Here is a 12,195-nt window from a genome sequence, read left to right on the forward strand (position 1 = left end):
CTGATAACGTCCCGCCAATCTGGATCATGACGGGTCAGGAGAGGCCAGGGCAGGCCGGGACAGGCCATGGCCTTCGTGCCCGCCACAGGGGGACGAACGCCCGCCGGTCGCCGGACGTCGCGCCGGTGACCGGCGGGCCCGCACTCCGCCGAGTTGGGAGGTTCGCCATATGCCGGACGAGGCCGCCGTGGCCCGCGACGCCGCCGAGGAACAGTCCGCCTTCGCGCACCCGGCGGTGGAGCCGGACGCCACCGCCGCGTACGGCGCCCACCCCGACCAGGTCGTGGACTTCTACGCCCCGCGCGGCACCGGACGGCCCGCGCCGCTCGTGGTCGTGCTGCACGGCGGGGCGTGGCGGGCGCCGTACGACCGCGCGCACGTGTCGCCGTTCGCGGACTTCCTGGCCCGCCGGGGCTTCGCCGTCGCCAGCGTCGAGTACCGGCGCGGCGCGGCGTCCCCGATCCCCGCGCAGGGCGGCAGCGGGCCCGTCGCCGGGCGCTGGCCCGACACCCTCGACGACGTCGCCGCCGCCCTGGACGCGCTGCCCGCGCTGGCCCGTGAGGCGCTGCCCGCCGCCGACCCGCGCCGCGTCGTCGTCACCGGCCACTCGGCGGGCGGCCACCTCGCGCTGTGGGCCGCCGCCCGGCACGTGCTGCCCGAGGGCTCGCCGTGGCGCCGGGAGCGGCCCGCCCCGCTGCGCGGCGTCGTCGCCCTCGCGCCGATCGCGGACCTGCGGGTCGCGGACGAGCTGGGGGTGTGCGGGGGCGCGGTGCGCCAGTTCCTCGGCGCGGGCGCCGACACCGGCGCCGTGTACGAGGAGCGGCTTGCCCACGCCGACCCCGCCGCGCTGCTGCCCACCGGCATCGCCACCACCGTCGTGCAGGGCCGCACCGACATCGTCGTGCCGCACGCCGTGGCCGAGGCGTACGCCGACGCGGCGGCCAAGGCGGGCGAGGTGGTCGGCGTGACCCTCCTTGAGGAGGTGGGCCACTTCCCCCTCATCGACCCGGCGGCGGACGCGTGCGCGGTGGTGGCGGAGGAGATCGCCCAACTGGCGTTCTAGCCCTCGCGGGGGCGCCAGATATAGCCCGTCCGGCGTTTGAGGACGAGCCGCGAAGCGGCGATGAGGCGGGGTGCCAGGGGCGGCAGCCCCTGGTTTCGGTGAAGGGGCGGGTCTGGGGCGCCCCCGCGAGGGCCTGGACGCACCGCGGGCCCGGCACCCCCACGGAGTGCCGGGCCCGGTGGACGAAGGCTTACTTGATCTTCGTGCCCGTGGAGCGCAGGTTCGCGCAGGCCTCGACGACGCGCGCGGCCATGCCCGCCTCGGCGAGCTTGCCCCAGGTGCGCGGGTCGTAGGTCTTCTTGGAGCCGACCTCGCCGTCGACCTTCAGGACGCCGTCGTAGTTCTTGAACATGTGGTCCGCGACGGGGCGCGTGAAGGCGTACTGGGTGTCGGTGTCGAGGTTCATCTTCACCACGCCGTTCTCCAGCGCGGTGGCGATCTCCTGCTCGGTGGAGCCGGAGCCGCCGTGGAAGACGAAGTCGAACGGCTGCGCACCGGCGGCCTTGCCGAACTTGGCGGCGACGCCCTCCTGGAGGTCCTTCAGCAGCTCGGGGCGGAGCACGACGTTGCCCGGCTTGTACACGCCGTGGACGTTGCCGAAGGACGCGGCGAGGAGGTAGCGGCCCTTCTCGCCCAGGCCGAGGGCCTCGGCGGTGCGGATGGCGTCCTCGACGGTCGTGTACAGCTCGTCGTTGATCTCGTGGCTGACGCCGTCCTCCTCGCCGCCGGTCGGGGTGATCTCCACCTCAAGGATGATCTTCGCGGCGGCGGCCTTGGCGAGCAGTTCCTGGCCGATGGCCAGGTTGTCGGCGAGGGTCTCCGCGGAGCCGTCCCACATGTGGGACTGGAACAGCGGGTTCTCGCCGCGGGCGACGCGCTCGGCGGAGATGTCCAGGAGCGGGCGGACGTACCCGTCGAGCTTGTCCTTCGGGCAGTGGTCGGTGTGCAGCGCGATCGTGACGTCGTACTTCTCCGCCACGATGTGCGCGAACTCGGCGAGGGCGACCGCGCCCGTCACCATGTCCTTGTTGTGCTGGCCGCCCAGGAACTCCGCGCCACCGGTGGAGATCTGGATGATGCCGTCGCTCTCCGCCTCCGCGAAGCCACGCAGGGCGGCGTGCAGGGTCTGCGACGAGGTCACGTTGATGGCCGGGTAGGCGAACTTGCCTGCCTTCGCCCGGTCGAGCATCTCGGTGTAGACCTCGGGAGTTGCGATGGGCATGTGTCCGCTCCTTGTGATGTGCGGGGTGAGTGCTGTGCTGCTTGGCCCTGACCTGGGGGTTCTGGGGAACCGGGGGCGGCGACGGCGATGTCGTCGCCCCCATCTTTCCAGACTTGCGGGACGTACTCAGCCCCCGCGGCCACCGGGCGTCAGTCGAGGCCCAGCTCGTCCTTCGAGTACGCGAACAGGTACGGGACCCCGGCGCCCTCGGTGATCTTCTCGGCGGCACCGGTGGCCCGGTCCACGATCGTGGCGACGGCCACGACCTCGGCCCCGGCCTCGCGCACCGCCTCCACGGCGGTCAGCGGCGAGCCGCCGGTGGTGGAGGTGTCCTCGACGACCAGGACGCGGCGGCCCTTGATGTCCGGGCCCTCGACGCGCCGCTGCAGGCCGTGCGCCTTGGCGGCCTTGCGCACCACGAAGGCGTCCAGGCGGCGGCCGCGCGCCGCGGCGGCGTGCAGCATGGCCCCGGCGACCGGGTCGGCGCCCATGGTGAGCCCGCCCACGGCGTCGAACTCCAGGTCCGCCGTCAGGTCGAGCAGCACCTGCCCGACCAGCGGGGCCGCTTCACCGTCGAGGGTGACGCGGCGCAGGTCGACGTAGTAGTCGGCCTCCAGGCCCGAGGAGAGCGTCACCTTGCCGTGCACGACGGCCTTGTCCTTGATCTGCCGCAGCAGGTCGCCGCGTACGTCGTTCGTCATGGGTACGAGCTTAAGGGCGCGCCGCGCCGCTCAGAGCCGCCGCCAGGTCCAGGTGGTCGCCGTCTCCAGGGGTTCCAGGGGCGTCACGAGGCGCGGCAGGGTGTTCAGACCGTTGGGCGGCCCGGTCTGCGGCTCCACGCACACGGCGGCCTCCTGCTCGTCGTAGACCACCACCCACTCCTCGCGGCTGGCGACGTTCAGCTCCAGGCGGCCCGGCCAGGTGAGGGTGACGTCGACGCCGCCGGGCATGCCGAAGCAGTCGTCCCAGGGGCCGGGCAGCGGGTCGATCCGCTCGCCGGTGGGCAGGTGGTCGTCGCCGCGGCGCTCCTGCCAGGCGGCGTCGAAGGCGATCCGCACGGGCTCGCCGTCCGCGTCGAGCCGCCGGTTGAACCAGGGGTGCCAGCCCGCCTGCGCCGGGAAGGAGTCGTCGTACGTCTCCACGGACATCCGCAGCGTCAGGGCGCCGTCCGTCAGCTCCACGATCTGCGTGACCCGGCCCGGGTAGGGCCACGGGTCGGTCAGGTCGTACGTGAACACCGCCTCCGTCGCGCTCGCGCGGGCCGTCTTCCAGGCGGCGTCGCGGGCGGTGCCGTGGATGGCGTGCGGGGGTGCGTTCAGGGGGAGCTGGTGGAGGGTGGCGCCGTTGTGGAAGCGGCCGTCCCTGGTGCGGCCGCACCAGGGGACCATGGGGAAGCAGCCGTAGCGCTGCCCCTGGCGGAGCAGCTCGGTGCCGTCCAGCTTCAGACTGCCGAGGCGGCAGCCGTTGCCCGGCTGCACGGTCACTTCCGCGGGGCCCGCGGCCAAGGTGATCTCTTCGGTGCGCACGCTCCGACCCTACGCTTCCCTGGCGCGGGCGCCTCCAGCAGCGGGGCGCACCCGCCGCCGCCCCCTCCCCGGGCACACGGCAAGCCCCGCCCACAGGGACACACCGCCATCAGCAACCAACCCAACCACCGAGACACCCCTCCCCACCCACCCACCCGTGCCCCCCCCAGGCACACGGCAAGCCCCGCCCGCAGGGCGCCCCTTCCCGCCCGTGCTCCCGCTCCGAGGTAGGGCCAGGCCCTGGCCGCCTGCCCTCATGGGGCTACGCCCCTCTCCCCCAAATCGGCGCTCCGCGCCTCGTCCTCAAACGCCGGACAGGCTCAATCCCCCTCCGCACCCCCCACTCCCCTCCACCCCACCGCTCCCCCTTGCCTCACCCCCCGTTTCGCACCGACCCACCACGCCCCCCGGCAGCCCCGCCCCCCTTCTGCCCCACCCTCCTCACTCCGCGCCCCTTTGTCCCGCGCCCCCTTGTCCCGCCCACCCGCCCCCTCCGGGGCGGGTGGGCGGGGAAGAGCCTGCCCGGCGATTGAGGGCAAGGCGCGCAGCGCCGACTCGGGGGCGAGGGGCGTAGCCCCATAAGGGCGGGCGGGTGGGCGGGGGAAAGCCCGCCCGGCGATTGAGGGCAAGGCGCGCAGCGCCGACTCGGGGGACGAGGGGCGCAGACCCAAAGGGCGGGCGGGTGGGCGGGGGAAAGCCCGCCCGGCGTTTGAGGGCAAGGCGCGCAGCGCCGACTCGGGGGCGAGAGGGCGCAGACGCATAAGGGCGGGCGGGTGGGGGAGAGCCCGTCCGGCGGTTGAGGGTGAGGCGCGGAGCGGTGATGTGGGGCGGGTGGGTGGGACCGGGGGTGCGGCGGGACCCGCGGGTGCGGGGAGGGGTCCAGGGCGCCCCCGCCAGCATCAGCGGCGGCGACGCAGCGCCCGCGTCACCACGATCGCCGACGCCAGGGCCAGCGCCGCTACGGGTGCCGCCCAGCGCAACGTGGCCCCGCTGGCCAGCGCCTCCGGCGCCGGGACCGGCGCGTAGCGCCCGCGGGGCGGCGCGTGGTCGACCTCCTCCGCGCTGCGCCCGATCATCGTCCGCCGGGCGTGCGCGGCCTCCGCTGCGGGCGCCCCGCCCGGCACGTCGCCGGGCACGTCGTCGGCCTCCGGGTCGAGCGACGGCGGCGGCACCTCCGTGTCGAAGACGCTGACCACGGTGTCCGCGGCGTCCGCGTGCGCCGCGAGCCCCTCCGCGAACCGCCCGAGCAGCCTGCGCACCGCCGCGTCCACAGCCTGTGGAGAATCCCCGGCGACGTCGGCGACCCGCCCGTCGCCGCTGGCGGTGCCGGTGAAGACGAGGTCCGTGCCGCCCTCGGCGGCGGGCGCGAGCGCGACGCGCAGGGAGAAGGACACGGCACCGCTGCCGCGCACCTCGGTGCCCTCGCCGTCGAGCGCGTACGACCCGTCGTCGCGGGCACTGACCCGCACCGCCCCGCGGTAGGTGATGGTGTGCCCGCCGACCCGCACCTTGAGCCGCCCGGCGACCGGCGGCGCCCCCGCGCCGGGGGCGGCGTCGCGCTGCAGCCCGGGCACCGCGCCCGCGACCCGCTCGGGGTCGGCGAGGGCCGCGCGGAGCGGGGCTTCCGGAACCGGTACGAACACCTGATGCTCCATGACAGTCGAGCGTACCGACGCTCCCCCCGTGGTGTACGCCACTTGCGCGCGCCCGCCGCGCCCCCGGGCGCCCCTCAGCCCCGTACCGCCCGGTCGCCGTACAGCCCGTACAGCCAGCCCGTACAGCCCGTACCGCCCGAACCGCTAGTCCGCGTACCGGGGATGCACGAGCGTGGAGGGGGCCATGGCCCGCCACCCGGCGGGCCGGACGCGTTCGGCGGCGGGCGCCCCGCTGCGCAGCACGGCCGAGGCGCGGGCGGCGGCGAGCGCGGTCCGGTCGCGGGAGGCGAGGACGAACCCCCAGTCGCGGGGCGCGGCGGTGCGGTCGGCGGTGCGGTCGGGCCCGGCGGCGTACCCGGCGGGGCGGCCGGTGAGCCGGTAGGGCGCGGTCGCGTATCCGGCGGCGCGCAGGGTGGCGTCGACGGTCCAGTAGGTGTGGGGCCGGGCGGCGGCGGGCCCGGCGTGCACGGCGAGGCGGCCGCCGGGGCGCAGGACGCGGGTGACGAGGCCGTAGAACTCCTGCGCGTACAGCTTGGTGCTGGCGGTGATGCCGGGGTCGGGCAGGTCGCTGAGCACGACGTCGTAGCGGGGCGGGCGGGGGCCGCGCAGCCAGCGGAAGGCGTCGGCGTGGCGGACGTGGACGCGGGGGTCGCGGTAGACGTGGCCGTTGAGGTCGCTGAGCGCCGGGTCGGTGCGGGCGAGGTCGACGAGGCCGGGGTCGCCGTCGACGACGTCCACGCGGCGCACCCCGAAGTGGCGCAGCACCTCGGCGGCGGCCAGGCCGTCGCCGCCGCCGAGGATCAGGACGCGGGCGTGCGGCCCGCCGCGCAGCGCGGGCTGGACGAGCGCCTGGTGGTAGCGCCGCTCGTCGCGCCCGCTGACGCGCAGGCGGCCGTCGAGGAAGAGCTGGAGGGAGGCGCGGTCGCCGCCGGTGAGGACGACCTCTTGGACGTCGGTCCGCACGGCGACGCGGATGTCCGCCCCGTAGACGGCGCGCCGGGCGGCCCGCTCGAAGTCGTCGACGAGCACGGCGGCGGAGGCGAGCACGGCGAGGACGACGACGTTGACGGCGAGCAGCGTCCACCGGCCGCGGGCGCTCAGGTCGCGCCCGAACAGGCCGAGGACGAGGGCGCCGCCCGCGAGGACGTTCACCGCGCCGGTGAGCAGCGCCCCGGTGAGCTGCCCGAACCACGGCAGCAGCAGGAAGGGAAAGGCGAGTCCGCCGACGAGCGCGCCCACGTAGTCGGCGGCGAACAGGTCGGCGACGGCGCCGCCCGCGTCCTGCCGCCGCACGCGCTGGATCAGCACCATGAGCAGCGGCACTTCGGCCCCGATGAGCACGCCGATGGCCAGCGAGAACGCCACGAACAGATACCGGGAGCCGCTCTCCCACACCTCGCCCTGGTCGCCGGTCCACGCGAACGCCGCGTACAGCACCATCGCGCTGCACCCGCCGACCAGTGCCAGCGCCGCCTCGACGAGCCCGAACCCGGCGGCGGCGCGGCAGCGCAGCCGTTTGGCGAGCAGCGAGCCGACGCCCATGGCGAAGACCATCACGGACAGCACGACGGAGGCCTGGGTGACGGAGTCGCCGATCAGGTACGAGGCGAGGGCGACGAGTTCGAGTTCGTACACGAGGCCGCAGGCAGCGCAGAGGAACACGCCCGCGAGTACGAGGAACCGGCCTGTCCGGGGCGTGACGGGCAGACGCACAGGCGGCTCGATCACGCCCCGAACGCTACGTCACCGCTCCCTCACACCAAGTCCCCCACAAGGGTGGAGATGATGGCAAGGATGTGTAACCAACGCATACGCAGCCTGAACACCCCACAACCCCCGAGAACAAACCCACGGCCGCCAACGGCGAACAACCCCCACAAGGGTCGCCCCCCCAGGAGACAGCCACGGGCGGGCGGGCGGGAAACCACACCACCCACGAACTCGCGGCCGCCGACGGCGCTCAGCCCCCGCAGGGGGCGCCCGCCTCCCGGGAGACGGTCATGGGCGGGCGGGTGGGAAAGGACCCCCTAGAGCGCCGCGGGCATCCGCACGCCGACCCGGGTCCGCGTGGCCACCAGCTGCCCGTCCTGCGGGTACGCGTGCCACGTGCGCCACATCACGGACCCCTCCCGCCGCTGCGCCAGCATCGCCGTGAACGCGTGCGGAATCCCGGGGAACACCCCGGCGAGGCCGTGCGGATGCTCTGTGACCAGTGCCAGCAACTCCTGGGCGCGGCCCGCGAACTGACCCTGTGACAGCGTCTCGACGCGCGCCGCGAACTCGTACTCCCAGTCCCCGAGACGCTTGGAGACGCCGAGCGGCAGCGGCGTGCTGCTGCCGGGGATGCAGGCGACCGTCTCCGAGCAGCTGCCCTCCTCCTCTTCGAGGAGGACTTGGTGGGAGGCCCCGAGGAGTCTCAACTGGACGGTCGCCCCGGACAGTTCGAGGTCGAGCGTGGCGAGCGCGGGCAGCGGCTCGCGGCCGAGGGCCCAGGCCAGGTCCCCGGCGCGCGTGTCGGTGTAGACAGTCTTCAGGGTCGTGAGCATGGGTCGGCTCCGCAAACACGCAAGTGGAGGTGGGGCCAGGCGGATCCCGGTCGGACACCGAGCGGGTCGTCGCGCCTGACGCGTGCCCACGGAGGAGTCCCGGTGCCTGACTGAGCGGAGAACGTCCGAGGGCGGTGTGACGGTTAAGAGGGAATCATGAACTGCGACACTGCCACAGCGTTTTTACCCAACTTCGTAGGGTTTCCATCCCCTAGAGGGCTGAACAGTTCATCTGTTCACGTTTCGGTGAACTCATATGGTCCAGAACCGACCGGACAACGACGTGGCGCCCGCCGGGAGTTGACTCCCGCCGGGCGCCCCGCCCAGTGGACCGGCTGCCCCGTGTCAGCCGCCTCCGCCGCCGCAACCCCCACCGCCGCCACCGCCGCAGGACGAGCCGCCGCCGCAGGAGGACGAGCCGCCGCACGAGGACCCGCCGTCGCCGGAGGACGACCCGCACGCGTACGCGGACGACGTCCCCTGGCTCCCACTGGCCCCCGCCCACCAGCTGCCGCCCCCGCGCGCGCCCGTCACGCGCCGGTTGCGCACGGTGTACGCGAGTACCGCGATGATCACTGCACAGCCGATGAAGAACATGGTCACGACCAGCGCGCCCATCGCCCTCACCTACCTTTCTGCTCCCCCGTGGGCCCGTGGGCCCCCGTGGCCCCCGTAGCCCCCCGTGGCGGTTCCCGGCCGTTCCCCGAACCGGTCGCCGCCTCGCGGATCGTTCGCCCGCGTCGTTGCGTGACAAGGGGATGCCCCCGGCCAACCGCGGCCAAAGCAGAGTTGAGGAAGTCCAGAGGTTCGGCGCAGGATGACGCCCATGACGTCATCGCCTGGTGCCTCCCGGAACAGCCGTCCGCTGCTCAACCGCCGCCTGGCCGAGTTCGGCACGACGATCTTCGCCGAGATGTCCGCGCTCGCCGTGCGGACCGGGGCGATCAACCTCGGTCAGGGCTTCCCCGACACGGACGGCCCCGAGGAGGTCCGCGAGGCGGCGGTGCGCGCGCTGCGCGACGGCCGGGGCAACCAGTACCCGCCGGGCCCCGGCGTCCCCGAGCTGCGCGCCGCGATCAGCGCGCACCAGGAGCGGCACTACGGCCTGGCCTTCGACCCCGACCGCGAGGTCCTGGTCACGGCCGGGGCCACCGAGGCCATCGCCGCGTCCCTGCTCGCCCTGGTCGAGCCCGGCGACGAGGTCATCGCGCTTGAGCCGTACTACGACTCGTACGCCGCGTCGATCGCCCTGGCGGGCGGCACCCGCGTCCCCGTCACCCTGCGGCCGGGCGACGGCCGCTTCGCGCTGGACCTGGACGAGCTGCGCGACGCGGTCACCCCCGCACCCGCCTGCTCCTCCTCAACACCCCGCACAACCCCACCGGCACGGTCCTCAGCCGCGCGGAGCTGGCCGAGATCGCGAAGCTCGCCGTCGAGCGCGACCTGCTCGTCGTCACCGACGAGGTGTACGAGCACCTGGTCTTCGACGAGGCCGGGCACACTCCCCTCGCCACGTTCCCCGGCATGCGCGAGCGCACGGTGACGATCGGCTCGGCGGGCAAGACGTTCTCCTTCACCGGCTGGAAGGTCGGCTGGGTCACCGCCGCCCCGGAGCTGGTCACGGCGGTCCGCTCGGCGAAGCAGTTCCTCACGTACGTGGCCTCGGGCCCGTTCCAGTACGCGGTCGCGGAGGCGCTGGCGCTGCCCGACTCGTACTACGCGTCCTTCCTCGAGGACATGCGCGCCAAGCGCGACCTGCTGGTCTCCGGCCTCACCGCGGCGGGCTTCGAGGTCTACCGCCCGTCCGGCACGTACTTCGTCACCACCGACGTCCGTCCCCTCGGCGAGAGTGACGGCTTCGCCTTCTGCCGCGCCCTGCCCGAGCGCGCGGGGGTGGTCGCCATCCCCAACGCCGTCTTCTACGACCACCGGGAAGCGGGCGCCCCCTTCGTCCGCTTCGCCTTCTGCAAGAGGACGTCCGTCTTGGAGGAAGCGGTGTCCAGGCTCAAGACCCTGTAGCCCGCCGCCCCCGGTTCCGGGCGGCTCCTCGCTGCGGGCGGCTCCTCGCTGCGGGCGCGGCCTTCTCCGCCGCCCCGGCTGTGGGCGGCTCCCCGCTGCGGACGCGGCCTTCTCCGCCGCCCCGGCTGTGGGCGGCTCCCCGCTGCGGACGCGGCCTTCTCCGCCGCCCCGGCTGTGGGCGGCTGGGCCGCCCAGAGGGCGAGTGGGGTCTCCCCTGTTCGAGCGAAGCCGAGAACTTGGGGAAGGGCGGGCACAGCCCACAGCGGACCCGCGGACGACGTACACCGCGCACCCACACGGCCCCGCCCGGCTCGCGTCCGCCCCCCAGGGACCGCAAGGTGCGGATGTGACCCACCCGACCGCCACCGTCCCCGCCCCCGTCACACGCGGCCCGCGCACGCAGTGCGCACCCCCAGCACCCGTCCGGGCCACCGCGGCCAAAGCGCTGGCCGCGTTCGCCGCCGCCCGCCTCACCGGTCTCCTCGTCCTCGCGGCCGCCGCGCACCTCACCCACCAGGACACCTTCCGCCTCCTCGGCCGCTCCTGGGACTCCCGCTGGTACACCGGCATCGCCGCGCACGGCTACGGCCGCACCCTGTACTTCGAGCCGGGCGTCGTGCAGAGCGACCTCGCGTTCTTCCCGCTGTACCCGGCGCTGATCCGCGCGGTGACCGCGGTGACGCCGCTCAGTCACGGCGCGGCGGGCCTGCTGGTGTCGTGGTCGGCCGCGGCGGCGGCCGCCGTGGGGATCTACGCGATCGGCGCCCGGCTGCACGACCGCCGCACCGCGACGGTCCTGGTGCTGCTGTGGGGGCTGCTGCCGCACTCGGTGATCCTGTCGATGGCGTACACGGAGCCGGTGCTCACCGCGCTCGCGGCCGGTTCGCTGTACGCGCTGCTCACCGGCCGCTGGATCTGGGCGGGCGCCCTCGCGGCGCTCGCGGGCCTGGCCCGGCCGAACGGGCTGGCGGTGGCGGCGGCGGTGCTCGCGACCGCCCTGTACCAGGTGCTGCGGCACGGCGGCCGGGTTTCCCACAGGCTGTGGACGGGCGCGGCGCTCGCCCCGCTGGGCTGGCTGGGGTACGTGCTGTGGGTGGGGGTCCGCGAGGGCGATCCGCTCGGCGGCTACTTCGCGGTGCAGCGCCGCTGGGGCTCGCGGTTCGACTTCGGCGCGGGCTCGCTCGCCTTCGTCAAGCACCTGCTGCTCGACGGGGACAAGCTGGTGTTCTCCATGACGCTGGTGCTCGTCGCGGTGGCGGTGCTGCTGTTCGGGCTGCTCGTGGCCGCGAAGGCGCCGCTGCCGCTGCTGGTCTACTCCGGGGTGCTGCTGCTGATCACCGTCGGCGGCTCGGGGTTCTTCGAGTCCAAGCCGCGGTTCCTGCTGCCCGCGTTCCCGCTGCTGCTGCCGCTGGCCTGCGCGCTCGTGCGCACGGCGAGAGCCCGGCCGGGGTCCGCCGCCCTGGTGGTCGGCGCCCTGGCCGGGCTCTCGGTGACGTACGGGGCGTACCTGGTGGTGGTCGCCCGCATGCCGTTGTAGGGCCCGCCCGCGCGGGCCCTGGGGCTCAGGCCCCGGCGGCTCAGGCCTCGGCGTCGCCGGGCTTGTCGTCGCCCTGCGCGGAGTCGACGTCCTTCTCCAGGCCGAGCTGCTCGACCAGCCACTGGTCGAACTCGATGGCGGCGCGCACCCAGCTCACCGTCGACGAGACGAAGTGCTCCAGGGAGACGCCCGTGCCGATCAGCATCTGCGCCTCGCCGATGAGGCGGACGGTGCCGTCGTCGTGGGTGTGCGTGTAGACCTTCGGCCACAGGGTGCGGCGGTTCCAGTCGTCCACGGCCTCCAGGAGCTGGGGCTTGGCGTCGATGCCGTGCGGCCGGTCGTAGAACGTCCGCACCGAGAAGACCTGCTGGTCCCCCTCGCCGCGGAACATGAAGTAGGTGCGGAACTCCTCCCACGGCGCCGCGAGGTCCCCCTCGTCGTCGACGACGAACTTGAGCTCCATCTGTTCCAGGAGCTGCTTCACCAGGTCCTGGTCGGGGACGACGGGGCCCGCCGGTCCTTCACTGGGCTGCGGCTCAGGCTGGCCCCCGAAATTCGGAATCGAGGACGGGTCGATGCTCACCGTGTATTTCCCTTCGTACGGATTGAGCCATCCTCCCCCATCCG

9 protein-coding genes and 1 pseudogene are annotated in these 12,195 nt (G+C 74.3%); 3 read left to right on the plus strand and 7 right to left on the minus strand.

The features are described 5' to 3' along the window. Window positions 1-169 precede the first annotated feature (169 nt). Window positions 170-1,063 carry an alpha/beta hydrolase gene (locus ACOBQU_RS18015; RefSeq protein ID WP_423628215.1) on the plus strand — a complete coding sequence of 298 codons (894 nt, stop codon included), beginning with the start codon at window positions 170-172 and terminating at the stop codon, window positions 1,061-1,063. A 190-nt stretch (window positions 1,064-1,253) separates the two neighbouring features. On the opposite strand, the gene fbaA is transcribed toward ACOBQU_RS18015, so the two are convergent. From fbaA to ACOBQU_RS18045, 6 genes are all read right to left on the minus strand, one after another. After that, window positions 1,254-2,285, minus strand: a complete 1,032-nt coding sequence (gene fbaA, locus ACOBQU_RS18020) for a class II fructose-bisphosphate aldolase (protein WP_423628217.1) — start codon at window positions 2,283-2,285, stop codon at window positions 1,254-1,256. 149 nt (window positions 2,286-2,434) lie between these two features. Then, complete coding sequence (gene pyrE / locus ACOBQU_RS18025; protein WP_423628219.1) at window positions 2,435-2,986, minus strand: orotate phosphoribosyltransferase; 552 nt, start codon at window positions 2,984-2,986, stop codon at window positions 2,435-2,437. A gap of 30 nt (window positions 2,987-3,016) precedes the next feature. After that, window positions 3,017-3,811, minus strand: coding sequence for an aldose 1-epimerase (locus tag ACOBQU_RS18030; protein WP_423628221.1), 795 nt, complete (start codon window positions 3,809-3,811; stop codon window positions 3,017-3,019). An 899-nt stretch (window positions 3,812-4,710) separates the two neighbouring features. After that, entirely contained in the window at window positions 4,711-5,466 is a 756-nt protein-coding gene (locus ACOBQU_RS18035; RefSeq protein WP_423628223.1) for an SRPBCC family protein, read from the minus strand. Between the two features lie 144 nt (window positions 5,467-5,610). Continuing rightward, window positions 5,611-7,194, minus strand: a complete 1,584-nt coding sequence (locus ACOBQU_RS18040; protein ID WP_423628225.1) for a polyamine aminopropyltransferase — start codon at window positions 7,192-7,194, stop codon at window positions 5,611-5,613. A gap of 299 nt (window positions 7,195-7,493) precedes the next feature. Next, on the minus strand, window positions 7,494-8,012 hold the full coding sequence (locus ACOBQU_RS18045; RefSeq protein ID WP_423628227.1) for a DUF2617 family protein: 519 nt from the start codon (window positions 8,010-8,012) through the stop codon (window positions 7,494-7,496). Between the two features lie 817 nt (window positions 8,013-8,829). Between ACOBQU_RS18045 and ACOBQU_RS18050 the strand changes: the two are divergent. Together ACOBQU_RS18050 and ACOBQU_RS18055 are read left to right on the plus strand one after the other, a co-directional pair. Then, window positions 8,830-10,031: pseudogene (locus ACOBQU_RS18050) on the plus strand (pyridoxal phosphate-dependent aminotransferase). Window positions 10,032-10,377: 346 nt separating this feature from the next. Beyond that, complete coding sequence (locus ACOBQU_RS18055; protein ID WP_423628229.1) at window positions 10,378-11,568, plus strand: mannosyltransferase family protein; 1,191 nt, start codon at window positions 10,378-10,380, stop codon at window positions 11,566-11,568. A 40-nt stretch (window positions 11,569-11,608) separates the two neighbouring features. On the opposite strand, the gene ACOBQU_RS18060 is transcribed toward ACOBQU_RS18055, so the two are convergent. Continuing rightward, on the minus strand, window positions 11,609-12,151 hold the full coding sequence (locus ACOBQU_RS18060; protein WP_423628231.1) for a YbjN domain-containing protein: 543 nt from the start codon (window positions 12,149-12,151) through the stop codon (window positions 11,609-11,611). Window positions 12,152-12,195: the final 44 nt, after the last annotated feature.

This window comes from Streptomyces sp. G45 (assembly GCF_049542095.1).
Lineage (GTDB): Bacteria > Actinomycetota > Actinomycetes > Streptomycetales > Streptomycetaceae > Streptomyces.

Coding starts and splice junctions, on each gene's coding strand:
- ACOBQU_RS18035 (WP_423628223.1), bottom strand. CDS start 5,466: ATGGAGCATCAGGTGTTCGTACCGGTTCCGGAAGCCCCGCTCCGCGCG.
- fbaA (WP_423628217.1), bottom strand. CDS start 2,285: ATGCCCATCGCAACTCCCGAGGTCTACACCGAGATGCTCGACCGGGCG.
- ACOBQU_RS18015 (WP_423628215.1), top strand. CDS start 170: ATGCCGGACGAGGCCGCCGTGGCCCGCGACGCCGCCGAGGAACAGTCC.
- ACOBQU_RS18045 (WP_423628227.1), bottom strand. CDS start 8,012: ATGCTCACGACCCTGAAGACTGTCTACACCGACACGCGCGCCGGGGAC.
- pyrE (WP_423628219.1), bottom strand. CDS start 2,986: ATGACGAACGACGTACGCGGCGACCTGCTGCGGCAGATCAAGGACAAG.